Source organism: Hydrogenophaga taeniospiralis CCUG 15921, from assembly GCF_001592305.1.
Classification (GTDB): domain Bacteria; phylum Pseudomonadota; class Gammaproteobacteria; order Burkholderiales; family Burkholderiaceae_C; genus Hydrogenophaga; species Hydrogenophaga taeniospiralis.
The window spans coordinates 16326-39297 of the sequence record NZ_BCWR01000016.1 but is presented as its reverse complement, the minus strand read 5'-3'; the positions used below and the strand labels follow the sequence as shown (position 1 = coordinate 39297).

The following is a 22972-nucleotide window of genomic DNA, read 5'->3' as shown; positions in this document are numbered from 1 at the left end:
AACCAACAAGGCAAGGCCAAGACAAGAAAAACGTCAGACCGTCTCCAGCGCCAACACCCCCGTGGCCGTGTTCGAAATCGGGATGTGGTAATTGCTGTGCACCTTGCGCACCCCCGCCCCGCCCACGGTCAGCGCCGCGCGCATCGCCACCCACATCAGCAACTCCACACCCTGGGTGCCCGCCTTCTCCACGATCTCCAGATCGCTGAACTGCGTCACCCACTCCGGGTTCGTCTCCATGCTGTCCAGGAACTGCAGGTCGAATTTCTTGTTGATGAAGCCCGCGCGTTCACCTTCGAGCTGGTGCGACAAGCCGCCCGTGGCCATCACTGCCACGCGTTTGTTGCTGTCCCAGCTCTGAATGGCCTCACCCACTGCCTTGCCCAGCTTGTAGACCCGCCCGGCCGTCGGTAGCGGGAACTGCACCGTGTTGATGTTGATCGGCACGATCTGCACCGGCGCCACGGCGTCGTTCGGCCAGAACAGCTTCATCGGCAGGCTGCAGGCGTGGTCCACCAGCATCTCCTGGCAGGTCACGACGTCGAACTCCTTGGCGATCAGCTGGTTGATGATGTGCCACGACAGCTCCGGGCAGCCGGCCATCGGTGGCAGCGTCGGAATGCCCCAGCCCTCGTCGGCATTGCTGTAGCTGGCCGCCGCGCCCACCGCGAAAGTCGGCATCTTGTCCAGGAAGAAGTTCAGGCCGTGGTCGTTGTAGAACACCACCACCACCTCGGGCCTGACCTTGCCCAGCCAGGCGTGAATGGGCGGGAAGCCGTCGAAGAACGGTTTCCAGTAGGGCTCGTTCTGCAGGCCCTTGTGGATGGCGCCGCCGATGGCGGGGATGTGCGATGTGGCCAGGCCACCGATGAGTTGTGCCATGTCTGTTCTCCAATGAATTCCGGTTATCGATCCAGCACGCGCCGTGGAACTGGCTTTGCCAGGCCACAGGCGTGGTCCCCCTGGGGGGAAGCCGCGCAGCGGCGCAGGGGGGTCAGCATTGCAGGTTCGCGGCCACAAGCTTGGCCTTGAACTGTTCTTTCGTCATGCCGGTCTGCTGCGCGCCGATGTCCTGCATGTCCAGGCCGAAGATGCCGGCGAACTTGGCCAGGTAGTAGGCGTTGCCGCCCGCGTCCAGCAAGGCCAGCACCTGCTTGGAGCGGATCGCGTCCGCCTGCTGCGGGTTCAGCCCGTACTTCGCCATGTAGGCCTCGGGATCGGCCACAAAGGCTTCGCGGTTGGCTTTCTCGTTGAACGAGAAACACATCTTGTTCAGGGCGTAGCCCTTCTGGGCTATGCCGCCGTCAAAGGGCGTGGTGCCGGGGATGGTGATGCTGGGTGTGCTCACGGGAGTCTCCTGCGTGGGTGGATTGACTTGGGTCAAGTCGCGAGTATTCCCAGCCCATTGCCAAAGATAAACCGATGAATGATCATCAAACACATGAATGATTTCGATTGGTCAGACTTGGACGCCCGCCTGCTGCAACTGCTGGTGGCGGTGGTGGACGCGGGCAGCATCACCGGCGCGGCGCAGTCGCTGGGCGTCACGCAGTCGGCCGTGAGCCACCAGCTCGACAAGCTGCGCAGCATCACCGGCGACGCGCTGTTCGTGAAAAGCGGGCGCGGCATCGTCGCCACGGCGCGCGCGGGTGAGCTGGCCGTGCAGGCGCGCGAGCTGCTGCGCCAGCTGCAGGGCTTTGCGCACACCGGCGCCTTCGACCCCGCGCGCTGGCAAGCCACCATCACCATCGCTGCCAACGACTTCCAGCGCGACGTGCTGCTGCCCGCGCTGGCGCAGGTGCTGCGCGCGCAGGCGCCCGGCGTGGCGCTGCGCGTCATCCCCTCGGACATCCCGAGCCTGGAGATGCTGCGCGACGGCGTGTGCGACATCGCCATCAGCCCGCGCCCGCCCGAGGGCAGCGACATCGTGCAGAAGCGCATCTTCGAAGACCGCTACTGCGTCTACTACGACGCGGCGGTGCGCGCGGCCCCGGCCACGCTGGCCGACTACCTCGCCGCCGATCACATCACCGTGGTCTACGAACCCCGGCGCACGCTCTACCTGGACCGCACGCTCGCCGCGCAGGGCCTGCACCGGCGCTTTGCCGTCATGGTGCCCGGCTTTGGCGGCCTACCCACTTTCCTGCGCGGCAGCCCGCTGCTGGCCACGGCGCCGGCCCTGCTGCACGACAGCTTCATGCGCGAGTTCGCTCGCGCCGAAGTGCCGACGCCCTGCCCCACGCTGCCGATGTACATGATCTGGCACCGGCGCCACCAGGACGACGCTGCCCACCGCTGGCTGCGCGAACGGCTCGACGCCCTGGCGCCTGGCGCAATGGCTGGGGCACCAAGCGTTGATCAGTTCTCCATTGCACCGGAGCGCCGCCCCGACGCATGAAACGGTGCAGCCCAGGACACCGCCGGGCCGGCTTTGCCGGACGGCCAGTGCCGTCCCCTTTGAGGGGGTAGCGCGAAGCGCTGCGGGGGTGTTTCAGTTCACGCCATTGGTGGGCGCTGCGCCTCGCGCCAGCGCTGCGGGCTCAGGCCCCTGCGGCGTTTGAAAAAGCGGGAGAAGTAGGCAGGGTCTTCAAAGCCCAGCTCCAGCGCCAGGCTGGCCGCGGGCGCGGCGATGTACACCAGCCGCCGGCAGGCTTCGCGCGTGAGGCGCTCGTGCACCAGCTCCAGCGCGCTGCGCCCGCTGCCCGCGCGGGCCAGGCGGTTGAGCCGCTGGGTGGACAGCCCCAGGCGCGAGGCGTAACGCTCCAGCGGCCAGTGCTCCAGAAAATGCTGCTCCACCAGCAGCAGGAAGCGCGTGAACAGGGCCTGGTGCTGGTGCGCGCGCTCGCCGCCCTCGCGATGGCCCTGCTCACTCGCGCGGGCCAGGCGCCAGACCACGGCCCGCGCCAGCCACTGCACCACCGGCGCGTCGGCCGAGCCGGGCAAGGCGAACTCGGCGGCCAGCTCGCCGAGCTGCACGCTCAGGCGCTGGGCCTCGCCATCGTCGGGCGAAAAATGCAAGACCCCCGGCGCCGAAAACAGCGCCTGGAACGCCTCGCCCACGGCCTGGAACTCGCCCTCCACCAGAAACCGCGCGCTGAGCGTGAGCACGCGGCCATCGGTTTCGGGCGCAAACACGAAGCCGTGCACCACCCCCGGCGGCACCACGATGGCAGCCGGCCCGGCCACCGAGGCGCGCCATTCGTCCAGCACCACCTCGGCCGAACCCCTTTCCAGCCAGAGGATCTGGTACAGGCCCAGGTGCACATGGGGCTCGATCTCCCAGTGGTAGAGCCGGCTGCGCGACTCCACCGACTCGATGTGCAACATGTCCTGCCCGGGTGCCGCGGCCTCGCCGTAGAGCGCAAAACGCGGGATGGCCAAGGGCTGGCCACGCGAGGGCCGGGCGCGTGGCGGGGATGGGTTCGTCTGCGGCATGGCGGAACACCTTGATCGAAAAGTACAAGAATTATCCCTCCTAAGTGCAGTGCCAATCGGAGCCGGGAGGCCTACAGTCCGTTCCGGATTCCACCCACAGGAGACACAGCCATGAGCTTCCATTTCGACCCGTACTCGCCAGCCATCGACGCCGACCCCTTCCCTTATTACAAGCACCTGCGAGACGAGGCGCCCTGCTTCTGGAGCGAAGAGGCCCAGATGTGGGTCCTCTCGCGCTACGCCGACATCGTCTCCGCTGGCCAGGACTGGCAGACCTACTCCAGCGCCAGCGGCAACCTCATGACCGAGCTGCCCGGCCGCGCCGGTGCCACGCTCGGCAGCTCCGACCCACCGAAACACGATCGCCTGCGCGGCCTGATCCAACACGCCTTCATGAAGCGCAACCTGCTGGCGTTGGAAGAGCCCATCCGCGATGTGGCCCGGCAGGTGTTCGGCCAGCTCCAGGGCACGAAGCAGTTCGACTTCAAGGAAGTCTCGTCGCAATTCACCGTCAAGGTGCTGATGGCCGCACTCGGCCTGCCCATGGGTGAAGACGCGCTGGTGCCCGAACACGAAGTGCGCGAAAACGCCGTGCTCATGGTGCAGAGCGATGCCCGCACCCGCGCCAAAGGCCCGGAGCACATCGCCGCCTACAACTGGATGCAGGAATACGCCAGCAAGGTGATCGCGATGCGCCGCGCCGAACCGTGCAACGACCTCATCAGCAACTTCGCGCTGGCCGAGATCGATGGCGACCGGCTGGACGACCGCGAGGTGCTGCTGACCACCACCACGCTGATCATGGCCGGCGTCGAATCGCTCGGCGGCTTCATGATGATGATGGCCTACAACCTCGCCACGTTCGACGAAGCCCGCCGCGCCGTGGTGGCCAACCCCGAGCTGCTGCCCGACGCGATCGAAGAAAGCCTGCGTTTCAACACCTCGGCCCAGCGCTTCCGCCGCCGCCTGATGAAGGACGTGACCCTGCACGGCCAGACCATGAAGGAAGGCGACTTCGTCTGCCTGGCCTACGGCAGCGGCAACCGCGACGAGCGCCAGTACCCGAACCCCGACGTGTACGACATCACCCGCAAGCCGCGTGGCCACCTCGGCTTTGGCGGTGGTGTGCACGCCTGCCTGGGCACGGCCATCGCTCGCCTGGCGGTGAAGATCGCCTTCGACGAGTTCCACAAGGTGGTGCCCGACTACCGGCGCGTGGCCGACCAGTTGCCGTGGATGCCCTCCTCCACCTTCCGCAGCCCGCTGGTGCTTGAGCTCAGCGTCGCTTAAGCCTGCGGCCCCACCATCGCGCTGCCTGTCACCGGGCAGCGCCTTTTTGTTTTCTGGAGACACCATGGCAAACATCACCTTCATCGAGGCCAACGGCCAGTCCACCACCCTCAACCTCGCCGACGGCTGGAGCCTGATGCAGGGCGCCACCGCCAACGGCGTGGACGGCATCGTGGGCGAATGCGGCGGCTCCTGCGCCTGCGCCACCTGCCACTGCTATGTGGACGAGCTGCTGGCCGGCGTGCTGCCCGCGCCCTCGCAGGGCGAGCTGGACATGCTGGAGAACGTGGTGGCAGAACGCCGGCCCAACAGCCGCCTGGCCTGCCAGATCAAGGCCGGCCCCGCGCTGGAAGGCGGCGTGGTGCACCTGCCGGAGTGCCAGGAATGAACGCCGAAGCCGCAGCCGGCATCGTCATCGTCGGGGCGGGCCAGGCCGGCGTGATGACCGCCGAGGCCCTGCGCAGCGGTGGCTACGAAGGCAGCATCACGATGCTGGGTGACGAACCCCACGGCCCCTACCACCGCCCGCCGCTCTCCAAGGCCTGGATGGCCGGCGAGATCGCCGCGGCCCAGTTGGTGATGCGCGCGCCCGAGATGCTGGCACGCAAGAACATCACGCTGCGCACCGGTGTGACTGTCAAGGCCATCGACCGCAGCACCCAGACCTTGATCCTCGGCGACGGCAGCACCCTGCCCTACGCCGGCCTGGTGCTCGCCACCGGCAGCACGCCGCGCGCCCTGCCCCTGCCCGGCAGCGACGCGCCCGGTGTGCTGGCCCTGCGCACGCGCGACGACGCCAGCACCATCGCCGACCGCCTGGCCGCGTGCATCGAACAAGAGCGCCCGGTGGTGGTCATCGGTGGTGGCTTCATCGGCCTCGAGGTGGCGGCCACCGCGCGCAAGAAAGGCCTGGCCGTCACCGTGCTCGAAGCCGCGCCGCGCCTGCTCGGCCGCGTGCTCGCGCCGGTGCTGTCCGACTGGTACGCCGAGCTGCACCGCGGCCACGGCGTGCAGCTGATGCTGGGTGCGCAGGTCGCCGCCATCGAGACCGGCGCAGACGGTGCGGTCAGCGGCGTGAAGCTGGCCGACGGCAGCGTCGTGCCCGCGGGCCTCGTGGTGGTCGGCATCGGCGTCAGCGCCAACGACCAGCTCGCCCAGGCCGCCGGGCTCGCCTGCGACCGCGGCATCGTGGTCGACGCCTGCGGCCGCACCAGCGACAGTTCAATAGTGGCCGCGGGCGACTGCACCGCGCGCCGCCTGGCCGACGGCAGTCTGCTGCGGCTTGAATCGGTGCAGAACGCCACCGAACAGGGCAAGAGCGCCGCCGCCGCGCTGCTCGGGCAAGAGCGCCCCTTCACCGCCACGCCCTGGTTCTGGAGCGACCAGTACGACAAGAAACTGCAGATGGCCGGCCTGTCCATGGGCGCGGACGGCTGGGCCGTGCGCGGCGACATGGCCGCCGGCACGTTCACCGTCTACCACTTCAAGGGCGAGCAACTCATTGCCGCCGACAGCGTCAACGCCAGCAAAGACCACCTGCTGGTGCGCAAGCTGCTCGACGCCGGCGTCTCGCCCACGCGCGAGCAGGCGGGCGATGTGGGGTTTGATCTGGCGAGTCTGCTGGTGAAGTGAACGGTCGGCGCGAGGCTCAGGCTTCGCGCGCCTTCACCACCAGCTCCGCATGGCCGGTGGCCGCATCCGGCTCGCGCGTGAACGCCCATTCAGGCAACAGCGCCAGCAACACCTCGGCCGTGGTGCGCACCCGGCAACCCGGCGCCACATGGCCGCCAAACACCTCGCCCGTGGCGGCCGCCACGGCCATGTGCAGGTGTGAATGCCCCCGCCCGGCATCGCCCGTGGCGCCCACGCCCACCGTGCCCGACAGACTCAGGATTTCCGAGTCCCCGCAGATGCACAGCGGCTCGTCGGCCCCCGCAAAGCGGATGCGCGCATCCACCAGACTGCCGACGCCCGAGAGCACGAACGCCGCCTGGCAGCCTTGGGCGCGCACGGCGGCTTCGAGCGCTTCGCGCAGGTCTTGGCCGGGGGTGAGGCGGAGGGGGTATGTCTTCATAAATCAGAGGCTCGTAAATTCGCGCAAGGTCTTCACCAGATCTTTCAATCGCCTCTGGCTGGATGCGTCTCCGGGCAGGTGACCTGCCAGCGTGCTCTCAAAGTCAGCCTGTTCAAACAAGGCTTTGAAAGCTTGGGCCAGGTAGGAGCGCAGCTCGGCGGGCATGGCTCTGCACTCGTCCAGCAGCTCTGGACGGCGATCGCTCACCGTGATGATGTCCTCCATGTCGTGGCTGCCCAGAAAGTCGGGCTGTCCACTCGCATCTTTGCCGCGGTCGTTGAAGGCCTCCAGCTTGGTGGCAATAAACACCGGAGCAGCAATCAGCTTGATCTGCAACCCCGAGGGCAGCTCCACCGGCTGCGCTGTGGCAATGGCCAGTGGATACCAGCGGTTGGCGAAACCGAGGATGTCTTTCACCGTGGGCATCACGTCCAGCGTCACGTTTCGATAGACCCAGCGACAGATCGGTGCGCCGGGGCGCATGTCGTTGCTGAAGCCCTGCGCCCTCACCCGCTTTTCCACCGCGTGATAGTCGTGAACAGTCAGCGCCTGCGCCACGATGTCCACGTCTTCCGTGATGCGGATGCGATCCGGCCGCTCCTTGGTGAGCAGCAAGCCCGTGGCGCAGCCGCCCACAAACACCACCTCGCCGCACACAGGCCCGAGCGCTTGCGCCACCAGCTCCAGAATGACCAGGTTCGGATTGCTCATGCTGCGTGCGACTTCAATCGCTCTTCCAGCAGGCCACGCGCCATCTCGCGCTCGCGCGCCTGACCAATGCGCAACGCATCAAACAATGCCAGCAACTCGTACAGGGCCGGGTCCTCCTGCGCGGCCAGAGGCAGCTTGGGGTACAGCGGCAGCAGCGTGGCGCCGCGCGTATTGCCATCTTCGTGTGGCCACACGGGTGGCAATTCGTCGGCAAACAGCACTTTGGATTTCAATGGCTCCACGCCATAGGCCGTGGGGAACCCCACCGTTACCTCACCCCGTACCGCCGGGAAAAAATAAGGAGCCCCCTGCAGCAACAGCGGACGAAACGCCGGCATCACCAGCGCAGGCGCGCCGGCCACTTCCGTCAGCAAGCGCGCGGCGCTCAGCCGCGCGAGGCAGGCATGGGCTTCAAACACCGACAGTCGCATGGCGCGGGCAAGCTCGGCATACGCCTGCTTGCGCCCGGCGAGGCACACCAGCTTCAGCGCCATGGCCAGGTCTTGCGGCTTGAGCGACCACTGCGAGTGACTCAGCCTTGACTGAATACCGGATGAACCCATGACGTCCTCATATGCAATATGCAGATTGCGTATTTTCGAACAATCCTACGAAAAGTGTCAATACATATTCAATATGCATATTGCAGATTCCCATCAACAGTAGCCGCCACTACGGTGTGGGCAGCAAGCATTAGCTGTTCGCGAACAACGAATGCACGAAAGGCTCAGGTGGCAGCCTCCGCCTCCTGCAGCGCCCTCAACGTCCGTCCCTGCGCGTCCTTCCACTCAATGCGCCCGTTGGCGCTGCGGCCCAACACCACGCTGGCGGCCGTGCTGGGCGACGAAAACACATAGTCTTGGGCGAACCGGTGAATGCCGCCATCAATCTTCAGCACTCCTGCTGCAAGCAAGTCTTTTCTCAATCGTTCTACGCTCCCGGTCAAAGATGCACCGGCTGCCGCCGACACCTCCGAACCGGCGAACACGACAAAGCCCTGCGCAGCGTCATTGCCCCGGGCTCTGAAGCCCTTGCCTGAGCAATACAGTTCTGCGGCTGCCGGCTGCTCATGTGCATCCGGCGCTTCTGTGAAAGTCCCGGCTGTTGATAGCTGTGCTGCTGTCTCGGTGAAAGGACGCTTGACCTGCTCAAACGCATGCACCCCCAACACCGGCAGCATGCCCAGCATGTGGCTGAGAAACACCTCCATGTCCGCCCGGTCGGCCTCGCTCAGGGTCGGTTCACCAGGAAAGTTGCCGTTGTCCAGCGGCACGCGCTTGGCCGCGCGGGCCAGCGCGATCAACCGCGCCTCCAGAAACTGCACATGCGCCTTGTTCAGCAGCCCGCCCACCGCCACGAAGCCGATGGCGCGGGTCCAGAAATCTTTCTTCGACTGATGGTCTTGCAGGCGTGGGAGGATCGGGTCGCCCTCGCCCACGTAGAGCAACTCGCCCTCGCCGTCCGGCCGGGGGCCAAGCAACAGGTACACCCCCGTCTGCTGCAGCTCGGGCCGGGCCTTCACTTGCGGCAGCAAGGCCCGCGGGAACACCACGGCGCGGGCGCTGGCGTTGAAGCGCTCGACGATGCGCAGGCCGTCGGGGTCGCCGTCGGCGACGAAGATGCGGAGGGAGAAAGGAGCGCTCACCTCTCATCTCCAACCATCGCCGCCATGTCAACCTTAGCCGCCACCGTTGCCAGATTGATACGCCCCGTTCGACCGCTGCCAATCTGTTTGCAACGCTCATACACATCACTAAGCCGTTGCAATTTCGGAGAGATCTCTTGCCCCTCCAATGCTTTTGACTGGACTTGATCGCGCAAACGAATCATCTCTGCATCGCGACGAGAGCTATTGGGATCACTGATCCGCATATAGGCCTCCAGCCACAAACTTGCTTCATGGGAAGAATAGTCGCTCTGATCAGCCCCAAAGCTCCCAAGCCATTTCATTACATCGTCCGGCCCCACTCTTCCGTTCGCAAGTCCAGTGAAAAGATCGCGATCTTTCATACGCAGAATGACCAGTAGAGCAACCAGACTTGGATCAAGTGTTCTGCCATCTGGAGTCTGGGACAAGACAACCGCCATGCTAGTGACGCAGCGATCCATCATCCTCAATGACAACTCAAAGTGACGGGCCAACGCACTAAACGTTTCGGAAAACTCCTCTCTCTCGGTCTCCCCGCCATTCTTGCGTTGAGCAAATTTTTCAGTGATGTGATAACGCGAAAGCAAGGTACTCGTGTAGCGCTCAGCCGAAACGGCGGGGATACCAAATTCAAGTTCAAAAAATCTCCGCAGATAGTCCGACGCATCAATGCGCTCGCCGTACACAGCAGCAGTGATGGCCTCCAACTGCTTCTTGTCGACTGACAGCACGAACACTAAGTTCTTCACGTCGAACAGGTGCTTGACGCGCTCCAATAGCTCAATTGCGAATGTCGGTCGGCAGCGATCCAGCTCGTCAATAAAGAACACCAACGGTTTCGAGGAGTCCTCTGACTGAACCGCCTTCACCGCACCTTCCAGTGCCTCACGGAAGTGCTCTAAAGATTTCTTCTCCTGCTTGAATGCTGAGACCAGGTCATCAGCAGCGTCGCCCGCTGCTGACGAGAGGACATCCTCGGCGACCTCATCCAAGTCGAGCGCGTTCATCGTTCCCAACTTCACGGCTGCGACGACACCTCGTTTGGCGACCTTGGATGCGACCCTCCTGAGGGTGGTCATGCGTTCACTGAATCGTTTCCCAGCTTCGGGGTCTGCCACCTTGAGCTCATCAATCGTGGCGACCATGGCGATCAAAGGGTCGCTGACGTAGTCCTCTTTCCAGGCGTTGAAATAGACGCTGGCGAACCCTTCACTCTTCAGGGATGCGCGGAGCATTCGGACCACCGTGGTCTTTCCTGTTCCCCACGGTGAATCCAGCGCTAGAACGAACGGCCCTTCGAGCTGCTTGATCAAGTCCCGAACGAACTCGACAACCGGCTGCCGGTTGAGGGCGTCGTACTTGAACGGTTCGTCTTCAGGAACCTCGATTTCTTCCAGTCGAAACTTCATGCTTTTCTACCCTGATTTATGTGGTCGAGCCCGTTGGTGAAGCCTGTTCCACCCCGGCGAAATCGAACACAAAGGGCAGCGGCCTGCGCCAGACGTAGAGCAGGTAGTCGGCGAAGCCGTGGCCGGGGTTGAGCGGGAACTCGCGGATGGCGACGCCTTTGACGGCGCCACTGCCCGCATGGAGGTTGGCGCTGGCCACATCGCAGACGTGCCAGCCCGCTGCGGTGAGCAACGCGTCGATGGTCTGGCGGGCGCGGGCCTCGGGCGTCATGGGTGGCGTTTTGTCGTTGTTTCCTCTTGTTGCATTCTAGGGGCGCCCACCGAGCCTCTAGACCAACCGTGCCAGCGCATCCACCCCCACCGGCGGCTCCGGCAGCCAGGGCAGCACAAACGTGCGCTTCGCCAGCCCGCCCGCAATCCGCTCGGTCTGCCGTATTTCCCCCGCCAGTCGCGCCTGCAGCAGCGGGTCTGTCGTGCCTGTGGCGGCGATGCTTTTGTTGATGACCCAGGCCCAGGGTTCGATCTGGGCGCGGCGCAGGTCGTCTTGCAGCGCGGCGGCCTGGCTGACCGGGGTGACTTCGGGCAGGGTGACGATGATCACGCGCGTCATGTTGCCGTCTTGCAGGCGCATGAGCGGCGTGATGATGTGCAGGCCTTTGCTCTCTGCCTTGCCTTCGTATTGCTGCACCATCTGCCGGTGGTAGGCGCCGGTGGCGTCCATGAGCAGCAGGCTGTGGCCGGTGGGCGCGGTGTCGAGCACCACGAAGGCGCTGCGCGCTTCGTTGACCACGCGACTGAAGGCGTGGAACACGGCCACCTCTTCGGTGCAGGGCGATTGCAGGTCTTCGAGCAGCAGGGCCTGGCCTTGTTCGTCCAGTGCCTTGCCGCGGGTGGCCATGATCTTGGCGATGTAGGCCTCGGTCTCGGCCTTGGGGTCGATGCGGCCGACCTTGAGGCCTTCGAGGTTGCCGTTCAGCGCGTCGGCCACGTGGGCCGCTGGGTCGGTGGTGGTGAGGTGCACGCTGTGGCCGCGCTGCACCAGGCCGACGGCGAGCGCAGCGGCGATGGTGGTCTTGCCCACGCCGCCTTTGCCCATGACCATGATGAGGCCGTGGCCGATGGCGGCGAGTTCGTCGGCCATGCGGCTGAGCGGTTCGGCGGGCAGCGCGGGCCTTGCCGCCTGGGGCGCAGGGGCGGTCACCTCACCGCCTTGCAGCAGCGCACGCAACGCCGGCAGGCCCACGGTGTCGAAGGCGCGCAGCGGCACTTCGTCGCGCGGCAGGCGGGCGAGCGCGTCGGGCATCTCGTTCAGGGCCTGACGGCCCAGGGCCTCGATGGCGTTGGCAATCGGGTCGTTGGCCTCGGTGGCGTGGAACACGCCGTTGATGGCCAGGCGCTGGTTGGCCAGGCCGAGCTGGCGCAGCTCTTCGGCGGTGCGCGCGGCTTCCTGCATGGGGCGCGGGTCGGGCCGGGTGACGAGCACCACGGTGGTGAGCGCGGGGTCACTCAGGGCCTGCAGCGCGGCGTTGAAGCGCGCTTCCTGCATCTTCAGGCCGGAGTGCGGGCCGAGGCAGGAGGCGCCGCGGTCGTTGCCGGCGAGGAAACCGGTCCAGGCCTTGGGCAGGCTCAGCAGGCGCAGGGTGTGGCCGGTGGGCGCGGTGTCGAAGACCACGTGGTCGTAGCCGCCGTCGATGCCCTCGCCCGCCAGCAGCGCGGCGAATTCGTCGAAGGCGGCGATCTCGGTGGTGCAGGCGCCCGAGAGCTGTTCGCGCACGGTCTGGCGCTCGTCGTCGCTGGCGCCGGCTTCGAGCTGCGCGAGCACGCGCTGGCGGTAGGCTTCGGCGGCTGTGTCGGGGTCGATATTGAGCATCTGCAGCCCCGGCACGCCGGGCACGGGCACCGGCCGGTTGGACAGCGGCACGCCGAGCATTTCGTCGAGGTTCGACGCCGCGTCGGTGCTGACCAACAGCACGCGCTTTCCCGCGTCGGCCAGCGCGATGGCGGTGGCGGTGGAGAGCGATGTTTTGCCGACACCACCCTTGCCGGTGAAGAACAGGAAACGGGTGGGCGCGGTGGCGAAGCCGGGGAGCGTGGGGGTGTTCATGCCCGCAGCATCGCATACCCCCGGCCCGCCGACCATGACGTACAACAAGCCAGGGGAAGCTGTGGCGCCCACTCCACTTCAGTTTGCTATGGTGCCGGAGCGCCACCCGCGCCGTATGAAACGGCCCAACCCAGGGCACCGCCGGGCCGGCTTTGCCGGACGGCCAGTGCCGCCCCCCTTGAGGGGGGTGACGCGAAGCGGCGCGGGGGGTGTTTCATCCTAGCGGACGGGTTTCGCAGGCGAGCGCATGAAAGGCGACTCGACCCACATCTGCCAGTAGAACTGGATGGGCCCGGTGACGCCGTTGATGTTGGTGCGGTAAGCCACGGGCTCAAAGAACTGTCCGAGGATGCCCACGGCGGCGTCGTCGACGATGCGCTGCTGCACTTTCTCGGCCACGGCCTTGCGGTCGGCGGCCGTCATGGCCCGGCTGAAGGCGGCGCGCTGTGCCTCGAGCTCGGCGTCCTTGAGCCAGCCGAACCAGCCGGTTTCGGGATCGCCCGAGTAGGCGATGGCCGAGGGGTCGAGCAGGTCACCGGCGAGCCACCAGGTGTGGAACATGCTCCAGCCCCCGTCTTTCACCGGCCCACGGTTCACGCGGCGCTGCGTGAGCGCGGCCCAGTCCATGTTCTGCACCTGCACCGTCATGCCGATGGCGCGCAGTTTCTCGGCGGTGACCTGCGTGAGTGTGGAGATCACCGGGCTGTCCACCGGGTTGAGGATCACGACCGGTGTGCCGTCGTATTTGGCTTCCTGCAGGGCCTTGCGGGCCGCGTCCAGGCCGGGCGCCTTCATCGTGGCACTGCCCGCGTCGTTGGACAACGGGGTACCGCAAGGGAAGATGGAGTAACAGGTGCGCCAGTACTTGGGGTCCCCCAGCGCGGCGCGCATGTAGTCCTCCTGCTGCATCACCATGAGGGCGGCCCGGCGCACGGCCAGGTTGTCAAACGGGGGCTGCAACATGTTGAAGCGCGCCATGGCGATGTTGCCCAGCGGATCGGTGGAGTTCACCACGATCTTTTCCTTGCCTTCGAACATGGGCAACACCCGGGCCGAGGGCGACTCGATGTAGTCCACGTCGCCCCGGATCAGCGCGTTGGCCATGTCTTCCTGCGTGTCGTGGTAGATCCACTCGATGCGGTCGGCCTGGCCGGCCTTGTTGCCCGCGGTCATCGACAGCGGTTCCGTGCGTGGCACGTAGCGCTTGTTTTTGAGATAGACCGTCTTGAAGAAGGGCGTCGACTGTGCCCAGCTGTAAAGATAAGGGCCAGACCCGACCTTGCTCTTGATCGGTTTGAAAGGGTCGGTTGCAGCGACCGCCTTGGGCATCATGAAGGGCACATTGGCCGACACCTTCGCCAGGGTCTCCAGCACCCGGCCATTGGGTTCGCGCAGTTTCAGGGTGAAGCTGCGGGCGTCCTGGGCGGTGAGACTCTCCACGTCGCGAAACAGCAGTTGGCCCGCGCCGTCGCGCTTGCTCCAGCGCTGCAACGAGGCCACGCAGTCCTCGGCGGTCACGTCGGTGCCATCGTGCCACTTCAGGCCTTCGCGCAGGGTGAAGGTCCAGGTCTTGTTGTCGGCCGAGACGGTCCACTTGTCCACCATCTGCGGCTGGGGTTCGAAGTTCTCGTCCATCGCGAACAGGGTGTCGTAGATCAGGTAGCCGTGGTTGCGCGTGATGTACGCGGTGGTCCACACCGGATCAAAGACCTTGAGTTCGGCGTGTGGTGCCACGCGCAGCACGTTGGCGCAACCCGTCAGCACCAGGGGCACGGCCAGAGCGGCCAGCGCCAATGCGGATTTTCTTTCCAGCTTCATCTTCATGATGGCCTCCATCAGGGTTGACACAAAAGGAAAAGACCTTCCGCTCTGCCAACACCCTCAACCCAGGGGCGCGGGCTCAAAAGACAGCAAGCGGAAGGTAAGAACCCCGGTCGCAAATTCGGCCTGGAGCTTCACGGGCCCCCGCAGGGGCGCAAACTGACACATGAGCCTGCGCGGCCCGGATGCACCGGGTGTCCGCACCGTGCTCACCCACGCCAGCGTCGAACCGCTCGGGCCTGGCTCCGCGATGGCGGTGCAGGCGCAGTGGACGACGGGAAACGGATGGGGCCGGTATGGCGCGAGCAGCAGCGACCAGGGCCGCCACCAGCCGCCCCCGGGCACCACCGGCGCGACGTCGCTCCAGCGGGTGCCCACGCGCGCCGCGTACGGCATGGACGTGGCCCCCATGGCCAGCAGGCGCAGCAATGGCGCACTCGCATCGTCCAGCGCCATCACGCGCAGCGCATCGGGATCGAGGGCCAGCACCAGGCGCCCCTGTTCTCCCGCGTCCAGCACCTGCTCACCCAGGCTGTCGATGCGCACCTGGATCTGTTGCACCCGGGCCTGCCCGGGTTTGAACGCGCGTGGAATGTCGCCCTCCATCTCGCAGGTCCACACCGCGGTGCCCGGGGCCATGCTGGCCAGGGTGTTGTAGACCACCGGATGGGCCTGGGCCTGCGCCAGAACCTCACCCTCGGGGGGAACGGCCGAAGCGTGCCAGCGTGTCAGTGCGGTGGCGGGCGCCTCGGCGGTGAAATAGTTGGCCAGCCGAAACGGGCGCGTGGCCGCCCCGGGCTCGGGGGAGCCCTGCAACTGCAGGTGCAGGTGGGGCATCGGTGAACGACCGGAATTGCCCACCCGGCCGAGGTAGCTTCCGGTTTCGACCCGGGCACCCGGCACCACCGCCACCGAGCCCAGCTGCAGGTGCGCGAGCATGGCCCAGCCGCCGGCGTCGAGGCGGATCACCACATGGTTGCCCCACTTTTCGGCGTAGTTGGAAACGCCCAGTGGGTTGTCCGCCACACCGTCGCGCACCCGCTCGATCGTGCCGGGCGCCGGCGCCGTGACGGCGGCCCCCCAGATCGAACCGACCATGGCCTCGGCCGCGGGGGAGCGCTGAAAGTCCAGCGCATGACGGTACATGCCCCTGTGGCTGATGCGCCCGTCAAAACCCTGGGAAATCTGCAGTTCACCGCTCACGGGCACGGCAAACAGCGGCACCGTGCGACCGTAGCGCGCGCGCCAGCAAGCCTCTTTCCACCAGCGCTGTTCGGGCGGCTCGCCCGGCGTGGCGTTGCGCTCCACGATGGCCCGCTCGCCTGCGAGCGTGAGCGCGCCCATGCCCACCCAGATGACCAGCGCCGAGGACACCGGCAGGTAGCTGGTGGCCGACCAGCCCAGCACGTACTGCAGCACCAGCCCGAAGAAGGCGGTGAGTGCGCCGGCCACGGCAGCCACCAGCAGGCAGAGCCGCCCCGGCAGGAAGATCACCGCGCCCAGCGCCATGCCGGCAATGAAATAGTTGTACGACAGTGGCAGCCAGACAAAGCTCAACCCCAGCCGCTGGAAACCCAGCGACAGCAGCACCCCGCCGAGCCAGCCCGCCAACCCGGCCAGGAACATGGCGCGCGACCACAGCACCAAGGCGATGCACACGAGCACGCCGGCCACGGCATGCGGCGAATACATGAGCGACGCCATGGAACGCAGGAAGCTGCCCAGCCAGCCCCGGGCATCGGTGGGCATCGGCCAGACGGGCATGGCGTAGGCGGCGCGCACGGTGCAATCCGGGCAGACACTGAACAACATCGCCGCGACCAGGCAATAGCCCCAGAGCAGCACAGGCAGAAAGCTGCGGGCCAGCATGCGCGTGAGGGCCGCAGTCACCAGCGATGCGGCGATCGCGGCGGCGATGGCCAGCACCAGTTGCTGTGCCCAGGGCATGCCCATGGGACCGCTCATCCAGCCCGAGACCACCGCCGTCAGCAGCGCATTGGCCTTGATGCCACCCCCCAGGCCCGGCGCGTCCGGGACACGCAGGACCCACTGGACCAGCACGCCCGCCAGCAGGCCGCACAGCGCAAACAAGGCCAGCGCAGGGCGGCTCAGCAACGCAGCCCAGAGCAGCAGCCCCAGCCAGGGCTGCCCGATGAAAAAGACGTTGCCCAGCGACTGCCCGAAAGCCTCGACCCAACCCCGCACCGACGCACGCAGGGCCCGGAACGTCGCACCCATGGGTGCGGCGGCGTCCAGGCGTCTGGCGATGGGGTGGAGAGCCTGGGTCATGGGTGCACCAGGTGAGCAGGCAGGCGCTCGGGACCGTCCACATCGTGCAGCACCTCGCGCGCACGGATGAGTTCGGGCTTGCCATCCATGCCGACGAGCACCACCGCCGGGCGGTAGTCGATGAACTGCATGGCCTGCGACACGTTGTAGGCACCCACCGGGTGCAAGGTGAGGAGGTCACCCACCTTCAACGGCGGCAGATCGACGCTGTAGCGAAGCACATCGATCACCATGCACAGGGGCCCGTACAGACGCGACGGCGCTGGCGGTGCTTCGATGGTGCGCGCGGGCAGCACATCCATCTGGTACCAGGCCGCGGTGTAGAGCAGGTTGATGCCGGCGTCCATGACGTAGCTGGTCTGGGCGGCCTCGCCCACGAGCAGTTGCTCCTTGTAGTCGCGCAGACCGGCCGGCTCGGTCATGGGGTGCCGAATGCCCTTGATGGTCACCACGGAGGTGAGCAGATAACCGGCCTCGTCGACCAGGTGGCGCCCGCTCTCGAAGCGCAGTTGCGGCCGCTGCTCGGGGGGCAGGCGGTTGAGCACTTCGGTGATGGCCTCGGCGTAGGCGTCTATGGGCGGCACGACCTGTTCGGCAGGCCCGGTCATGCCGTGCAGCAAGCTGTTCGAGGGAAAGCCCCCACCCAGGTTGATGCAGGGCACCCAGTGCTGCTGGCCGGCATGGAGTTGCTCGCGCAGGGCCAGCAGTTTGGTGACGGCCACGCGGTAGGCATTGGGATCGAGGACGTAGGTTCCGATGTGCGTGTGCAGCGTGTGCAACGAGAGCTTCCGGTTCGCCTGGATGCGTTGCGCCGCGCGCGCCGCTTCGCCGTTTTCCACCGCGAAGCCGAATTTCGACCAGATCGGCCGGATACCGGCATCGAGCCAGACGCGGATACCCACCTCCAGCGGTTCATCGAGATCCCGGGCCAACGCCTCGACGAGGCCGAGCTCGTCCCAGTTGTCGATCTGGATCAGCGCCCGCTCGCGAATGGCTTGCTCCAGGATCGGACGTGGCTTGAACGGTCCATTGAAAATGATGTCCTTGCCATCAATGCCCAGCTTGCGGGCCTTCTGGTATTCAAAGTCCGAAACCACCTCGGCCATCCAGCCCTCGTCGTGAAACACCTGGCAGATGGCGGAGAGGTAGTTCGTCTTGTACGACCAGGCAAACCGGGTGTTTTCGTAGCGGCTGGTGAAAGCCGCCCGCAGGTGGCGGGCCTTTTCACGCAGGTCGTGCTCGGAGAACACGAACAGCGGCGAGCCGAACTGCTGCACCAGCGCAGCCACGGGAATGCCGTCGATCTCGAACAGGGTGGGCGCGCGTGTGCCGCGTGCGTACAGGTTGCGATCAGCGGCAGCTTCCAGCGCGTGCCGCCCCAGCTCGGCGCTGATGGTCGGCGGAAGGTAGTTGTTGTTCATGGTGTGACCTGCTCTGGTGTCTGAAGGGGTCGGAAGATGCGCTCTCCGCTGCTGGCCATGGCCGCAAAGTCGGCGAAGTCCCCCACGAGATCCAGGCTGTGGCGCACGAACATCTGGCCGGGTTTGCAGACCGGTGGTGGCTTGACGGCATGCCCGAGCAGGCGCTTGAACAGCAGCGCGGGCAGGTTGCACCCGATCTGTGAAGGAAAGTCGATCCAGGCCGGAAAGCGCGGATTGATCTCCATCAGCGCGTGTGGATGGCCTGGCACCTTGATGAACTCGAGTTCGAAGGGACCGTTCCAGCGCAGCGCGTGGATGATGCGCGCGGACAGCGCATCCATGGCCGGGTCCTGCACGACGATGCCGGCGAACCCCTTTCCGTGAGAGGTGCGCAGGAGCTTTCGAATGGAGCAGCTTTGCACGATGCCGCCCTCGCCATCGCCCACGCCCGCCACGTCGTACTCCTCTCCACTGAGGGCTTCCTGCACCATCACGGGCCAGCCCCAGGCCTGCACGATCTCGTCGTATCCGGCCACCAGCCCCTCGCGCGAGTGAACCAGCTCGGCGTGGTAGAGCCGCCCCTTCACATAGACCGGATAGCCGACCTCGGCCGCACAACGCTCCACCGCCAGCGCGTCATGGGCGGTGAGGGTGACCGGACTCGGTATGCCATGGCGCAGACAGAAGTCGTAGAGCGAAGCCTTGTGGCGTTCCTCGAACGAGCGCCGGGTGGGCAGAATGCAGCGGATGCCACGCTCCCTCAGCGGCTCTTCGAGTTGCAGGTAGCTCTCGATTTCAGAGTCGAGACAGGGAATGATGTAGCCGATGTCTTCGCTCTGGCGAATCATGTCCAGCCGGTCGAGCAAGGCCCGCGCGCCCGCTCGGGGAAAGGGGATCAGGTAGGCCGCATCGGGGTGATCACCGCCCTGCCCGTACAGGCTGCTCTCCAGCGGATCGTAGGAAAGGCCGACCGTGCGCAACCCTGGAAACTGGCGGCGCAAACTGGCCACCACGGAAGCCCCGGGCTGAGGGTTCTCGCCGCGGTGCATGCCGGTGACCGCCACGCTGCGCAGGGGAACGCTCATACCTTCGCCTCTTGGCGGCACTGCTGGGGCTTCGGGTCCAGCAAGCCCAGGGAGGCCATCTGGTTGCACAGCAACTCGACATCGCGCGCGGCGCTGACCGCATCAATGCCGTAGCGCTGCCGCAAGAGCCCGGGAAACTGCCGGGTCCGCACACCCCGTTCATGGGCCTGCAGCACGAGATGGGCCGCCGGTGTGAGCCGGTAGAACAGACCCGACGCCGTGTCGAGCACGAACTCTTCGCCGAAGAACCGAAGTCGCCCCGAGCCCTTTGACGGGGCTTGACCAGGGCCCGCGGCATCGGCGGCCGGCCCGTTTGTGTCTTTCATGAAGGCTCCTTTGATTCAATCCGCTCGATGCCTGCCCACGTTCGTACCTAAATACGAAATGACTAGCCATCTTCAGCTTCCCGAGTCTCAGTGCCTATCAATTTTAATAAAAATGCATTCACATTTATAGCCAAAAATCACACGAAAGATTGCTTTTTTACGTGCATCCCATGCGGACGACGGCACGCCGTTCGCTCGGAAATGAACGCCTTCTGGCCGGTTGCACCTTCAGATGCCGAGAGCGGTACCGAAAATTCAGGCATTGGATCGACCCATGACGGGGCGCCCAGACAACGCAACGCCATGGAGTCGAACGATTTGAAGCACACAGACGGTCTCGCCAAACGCGCCCTGCCATGCAGGCTGCCACTGTGGCTGGGCACACTGATCCTCGGCGTGCTGCTGTCCCACTCGGCATTTGCCAGCGAACGGGTGACGTTCGAGGCCACACAGGCCCACAGTTCGAACAAGGTCACCCTGCGGGCCGAGCTTTCCCGGCCGGCCGGCGATGGCCCGTTTCCAGCGGTGGTGCTGATGCATGGCTGCGGTGGCTGGCAACCGCCGGTTCGCTTCACCATGAACCGCTATGCCGAGCATCTGGTGAGCAAGGGTTTCGTGGTGCTCAACCTCGACAGTTTCGGGCCCCGCAATCAGGGCGGCGGCAAGGTGTGCGAGAGCTTCGACCGGCTGGCGGACGCCCGCGACTACCGCACCTACGACGCCCACGATGCGCTGCGCTACCTGCAGGCACAACCCTTTGTCGACCGTGGCAGCGTGTTCCTCATGGGCCAGAGCAACGGCGGCAGCGTGGCGATCAAGGTGGCCAAAGGCGATGGTCCGCACGGCCAGGCCGGTGCCACCGACGGCTTTCGCGGGGTGGTGGCCTTCTACCCCTGGTGCGGCGCCTTCGAGCGCAACTCCGTGTCACTGAAAACACCGCTGCTGGTGTTCGGCGGCGGCCAGGACGACTGGGTGCCCGCCAGCGAATGCGAAGGCGTGCGCTCCACGGGTGCAGACCTGCAGCTGGTCATCTACCCCGAAGCGGCCCATTCCTTCGACCTGGACATCCTGCCCCAGCGCTACCTGGGCAAGCTGGTGGGCCGGAATGCTCAGGCCGCCGACGACAGCCGGGATCGCATGCTCGCGTTCTTCGTGGCGCTCAGCCGCCACCCGGGCGGCGAAGGCGACCGCCTGGCACAGAAATAGGCGTCCTTCCCGCCGTCAACGCGGCGGCAGATTCACCACCACCGCCAACCCGGGCCGTGCGTTGCGCACGGCGAACGTGCCGCCGTGCGCCTGCGCCACCAGCTTGCACAGGTACAGGCCCAGGCCCACGCCGCCCTGCGCGCGAGTGCGGGCGGTGTCGGGTCGGAAGAAGGGTTCGGCCAGATGGGGGATCTGCCCGTCCGGCACGCCGGGGCCGTGGTCGCGCACCTCGATCTGGATGCCTTCGCCCTCGGCACGCAGGTGCAGCTCGGGCGGCAGCGGTGCTTCGGCGCTGTGACGCAGGGCGTTGTCGAGCAGGTTGCGCAGCAGCAATCGCATGCGCGTGGGGTCGAGCGCCAGTGTGGGCAGGCCGGGTGCGGCGTGCACGGCGATGTGGGCCGCCTCGGGGTGGCGGGCCTGCAGTTCGCCGATGACGTCGCGCGCCAGCGCCTCCAGCGCCACGGGCTCGGTCTGCAACGCAGCGTGGTTGGCGGCCAGGCGTTCGCTTTCCAGCAGGTCGGTGATGAGGCGGGCCATTTCCTGCAGGTCGCGCAGCAGGGCTTCGCGCTGCGGATTGACCTCGGCGTTTTCGGGCAGCAGCTCGGTATTGAGCCGGGCGCGGGTGAGCGGGCTGCGCAGCTCGTGGCTGATGGCGAGCAGCAGCGCGCGCTTGGCGTCGAGCATCTGGCGGATGTCCTGCCCCATGGTGTTGATGGTGGTGGCGAGCTGGCCGAGCTCATCAGGTTTGCGCGGATGGCGCACGGGAATGGGCTGGCCGAAATCGCCGGCGCCGAAGCGCTGCGCACCGGCCTGGATGTCGTCGAGCGGGCGCAGCAGGCGGCGCACGTACAGGAACGCCAGCAAGGTGAGCAGCAGCAGCGCACCCAGGGTGTAGCCCAGCAGGCGCGGGCGGCGCTCGAAGGCCGCGTCGTTGAGGCCGAACTCGATGGTGTGGCCATCGGCCGTGGTGCGCGAGAGCAGGCGCTGCCAGTCTTTCTCGCCACCCCAGCGCTCGCTGCTCCCGTCGCCCGGGCCGGCGTTGCGCTCGCTGCCCAGGTGGTCGCGCAGCCATTCAGGCTTGCCCTGATCGGGGTGCGAGCGCCAGGTGACGCGCGGGCCGGTGATGTCGATGGTGAGCGGCAGGCGCCGGGTGATGGCCTGCGCGCGCTCGATGTCCGGTGTGCCGCCGGCGGTGGCGTCGGCGGCGAGGCGGTCCACGTAATCCATGAGCAGCGGGCGCGCGGCCTCGCGCCAGCCGAGCGAAAACGCCTTCTGCGCACCGCCGACGAAGGTGAAGGCCATGGCCAGCGCGAGCAGCACGAACACCAGCACCAGCCGCAGCTTGATGGAGTGGCTCAGGCGCTGGCGCGCGCGGCGGTGCCAGGGCTTGCGCGCGTGGGGGGCGGTCGCGTCGCGCGCGTGGGGCGTGGCCCGGTGGTTCATGGCGTGAGGCGGCGCAGCGCGAGCGAGTAGCCGGCGTTGCGCAGGGTCTTGATGCAGTCCAGTGGCTCCAGCTTCTTGCGCAGGCGGCTCACCACGATGTCCACCGCGCGGGTGTAGAGATCGGCCTCGTGGCCACGCAGCTGATTCAGGATGTCGTCGCGGCTGTGCACGCGGCCCGGCTCGCGCGCCAGCAGCATCAGCAGCTCGAATTCGGTGCCGGTGAGTTCCACCGGCTCGCCCTGGCGGATGACGCTGCGGCGCGCGGGGTCGAGCGTGAGGCCTTCGAAGCGCAGCTCGCCCTGCCCCGCATCGCCCACGGCGGGCGACTGCGGCGCCAGACTGGCGCGGCGGCGGCGCAGCACGGTCTGCAGGCGCGCCACCAACTCGCGCGGCTCGAAGGGTTTGGGCAGGTAGTCGTCGGCCCCGATCTCCAGGCCGACCACGCGGTCCATCACGTCGCCACGCGCGGTGAGCATGACGATAGGGATGTCGCTCTCCTTGCGGATGGTGCGGCAGAGTTCGAAGCCGTCCATCTCGGGCAGCATCACGTCGAGGATGGCGGCGTCGAACCCGCCCGCGCGCAGCCGCTGCAGGCCCTCGCTGGGCCGCAGGGCGTGGGTCAGCGAGAGTTCGAAGCGCTGGAAATACGTGGCCAGCGGCGGGCCCAGCTGTTCGTCGTCGTCGATGAGCAAAACGCGGTGCATGCGCGA

Annotated in this window: 22 protein-coding genes; 5 read left to right on the top strand and 17 right to left on the bottom strand. The window is 66.5% G+C overall.

All coding sequences use genetic code 11. The features are described 5' to 3' along the window. Positions 1-33 precede the first annotated feature (33 nt). Both HTA01S_RS18330 and HTA01S_RS18325 read right to left on the bottom strand, forming a co-directional pair. Positions 34-882 carry a class III extradiol dioxygenase family protein gene (locus HTA01S_RS18330; RefSeq protein ID WP_068174191.1) on the bottom strand — a complete coding sequence of 283 codons (849 nt, stop codon included), beginning with the start codon at positions 880-882 and terminating at the stop codon, positions 34-36. Positions 883-994: 112 nt separating this feature from the next. Beyond that, the gene (locus tag HTA01S_RS18325) at positions 995-1348 is read right to left on the bottom strand and encodes a protocatechuate 4,5-dioxygenase subunit alpha (RefSeq protein WP_068174190.1); all 354 of its coding nucleotides are present in this window, start codon (positions 1346-1348) and stop codon (positions 995-997) included. 93 nt (positions 1349-1441) lie between these two features. Here HTA01S_RS18325 and HTA01S_RS18320 point away from each other — a divergent pair, with 93 nt between their 5' ends. Beyond that, entirely contained in the window at positions 1442-2398 is a 957-nt protein-coding gene (locus tag HTA01S_RS18320; RefSeq protein WP_068174331.1) for a LysR family transcriptional regulator, read from the top strand. Positions 2399-2496: 98 nt separating this feature from the next. On the opposite strand, the gene HTA01S_RS18315 is transcribed toward HTA01S_RS18320, so the two are convergent. Next, entirely contained in the window at positions 2497-3435 is a 939-nt protein-coding gene (locus HTA01S_RS18315; protein ID WP_068174189.1) for a helix-turn-helix domain-containing protein, read from the bottom strand. Between the two features lie 111 nt (positions 3436-3546). Between HTA01S_RS18315 and HTA01S_RS18310 the strand changes: the two genes are divergently transcribed. The 3 genes from HTA01S_RS18310 to HTA01S_RS18300 all read left to right on the top strand — a co-directional run bounded on the left by HTA01S_RS18310 (position 3547) and on the right by HTA01S_RS18300 (position 6357). Then, a complete protein-coding gene (locus tag HTA01S_RS18310; protein WP_068174188.1) occupies positions 3547-4725 on the top strand; it encodes a cytochrome P450 in 1179 nt (392 codons plus the stop codon). A 64-nt stretch (positions 4726-4789) separates the two neighbouring features. After that, positions 4790-5113, top strand: a complete 324-nt coding sequence (locus tag HTA01S_RS18305) for a 2Fe-2S iron-sulfur cluster-binding protein (RefSeq protein ID WP_068174187.1) — start codon at positions 4790-4792, stop codon at positions 5111-5113. Continuing rightward, positions 5110-6357, top strand: coding sequence for an NAD(P)/FAD-dependent oxidoreductase (locus HTA01S_RS18300; RefSeq protein ID WP_068174186.1), 1248 nt, complete (start codon positions 5110-5112; stop codon positions 6355-6357). Before HTA01S_RS18305 ends, HTA01S_RS18300 begins: the two co-directional genes overlap by 4 nt. A 16-nt stretch (positions 6358-6373) precedes the next feature. Here the strand turns inward: HTA01S_RS18300 and HTA01S_RS18295 are convergent, their stop codons facing one another. From HTA01S_RS18295 to HTA01S_RS18240, 12 genes are all read right to left on the bottom strand, one after another. Then, on the bottom strand, positions 6374-6799 hold the full coding sequence (locus HTA01S_RS18295; protein ID WP_068174185.1) for a PPC domain-containing DNA-binding protein: 426 nt from the start codon (positions 6797-6799) through the stop codon (positions 6374-6376). Between the two features lie 3 nt (positions 6800-6802). Continuing rightward, entirely contained in the window at positions 6803-7510 is a 708-nt protein-coding gene (locus tag HTA01S_RS18290; RefSeq protein WP_068174184.1) for a hypothetical protein, read from the bottom strand. Next, complete coding sequence (locus tag HTA01S_RS18285; protein ID WP_068174183.1) at positions 7507-8073, bottom strand: hypothetical protein; 567 nt, start codon at positions 8071-8073, stop codon at positions 7507-7509. The genes HTA01S_RS18290 and HTA01S_RS18285 overlap by 4 nt, the downstream gene beginning before the upstream one ends. Before the next feature lie 164 nt (positions 8074-8237). Then, positions 8238-9155 (bottom strand): GIY-YIG nuclease family protein, encoded by a 918-nt coding sequence (locus HTA01S_RS18280; protein WP_068174182.1) that lies wholly within the window; start codon positions 9153-9155, stop codon positions 8238-8240. Next, the gene (locus HTA01S_RS18275; protein ID WP_068174181.1) at positions 9152-10567 is read right to left on the bottom strand and encodes a KAP family P-loop NTPase fold protein; all 1416 of its coding nucleotides are present in this window, start codon (positions 10565-10567) and stop codon (positions 9152-9154) included. The genes HTA01S_RS18280 and HTA01S_RS18275 overlap by 4 nt, the downstream gene beginning before the upstream one ends. 16 nt (positions 10568-10583) lie before the next feature. After that, a complete protein-coding gene (locus HTA01S_RS18270) occupies positions 10584-10838 on the bottom strand; it encodes a hypothetical protein (RefSeq protein ID WP_068174180.1) in 255 nt (84 codons plus the stop codon). A gap of 57 nt (positions 10839-10895) precedes the next feature. Then, on the bottom strand, positions 10896-12671 hold the full coding sequence (gene arsA, locus HTA01S_RS18265; protein WP_068174179.1) for an arsenical pump-driving ATPase: 1776 nt from the start codon (positions 12669-12671) through the stop codon (positions 10896-10898). A gap of 219 nt (positions 12672-12890) precedes the next feature. Continuing rightward, a complete protein-coding gene (locus HTA01S_RS18260) occupies positions 12891-14495 on the bottom strand; it encodes an ABC transporter substrate-binding protein (RefSeq protein ID WP_169804793.1) in 1605 nt (534 codons plus the stop codon). Positions 14496-14552: 57 nt separating this feature from the next. Next, positions 14553-16781: an urea transporter gene (locus HTA01S_RS18255; RefSeq protein ID WP_068174177.1), complete on the bottom strand. Its 2229-nt coding sequence runs from the start codon at positions 16779-16781 to the stop codon at positions 14553-14555. Then, positions 16778-18202: an alanine racemase gene (locus tag HTA01S_RS18250; RefSeq protein ID WP_068174176.1), complete on the bottom strand. Its 1425-nt coding sequence runs from the start codon at positions 18200-18202 to the stop codon at positions 16778-16780. The genes HTA01S_RS18255 and HTA01S_RS18250 overlap by 4 nt, the downstream gene beginning before the upstream one ends. After that, the gene (locus HTA01S_RS18245; RefSeq protein ID WP_068174175.1) at positions 18199-19287 is read right to left on the bottom strand and encodes an ATP-grasp domain-containing protein; all 1089 of its coding nucleotides are present in this window, start codon (positions 19285-19287) and stop codon (positions 18199-18201) included. The genes HTA01S_RS18250 and HTA01S_RS18245 overlap by 4 nt, the downstream gene beginning before the upstream one ends. Further along, the gene (locus HTA01S_RS18240; protein ID WP_068174174.1) at positions 19284-19613 is read right to left on the bottom strand and encodes a PqqD family protein; all 330 of its coding nucleotides are present in this window, start codon (positions 19611-19613) and stop codon (positions 19284-19286) included. The genes HTA01S_RS18245 and HTA01S_RS18240 overlap by 4 nt, the downstream gene beginning before the upstream one ends. Positions 19614-19931: 318 nt before the next feature. On the opposite strand from HTA01S_RS18240, the gene HTA01S_RS18235 reads away from it, so the two are divergent. Further along, positions 19932-20819, top strand: coding sequence for a dienelactone hydrolase family protein (locus HTA01S_RS18235; RefSeq protein ID WP_169804792.1), 888 nt, complete (start codon positions 19932-19934; stop codon positions 20817-20819). Between the two features lie 15 nt (positions 20820-20834). Here HTA01S_RS18235 and HTA01S_RS18230 read toward each other — a convergent pair whose 3' ends face one another. After that, on the bottom strand, positions 20835-22262 hold the full coding sequence (locus HTA01S_RS18230) for a HAMP domain-containing sensor histidine kinase (protein WP_068174172.1): 1428 nt from the start codon (positions 22260-22262) through the stop codon (positions 20835-20837). After that, a complete protein-coding gene (locus HTA01S_RS18225; protein ID WP_068174171.1) occupies positions 22259-22966 on the bottom strand; it encodes a response regulator transcription factor in 708 nt (235 codons plus the stop codon). Before HTA01S_RS18225 ends, HTA01S_RS18230 begins: the two co-directional genes overlap by 4 nt. Positions 22967-22972 lie beyond the last annotated feature (6 nt).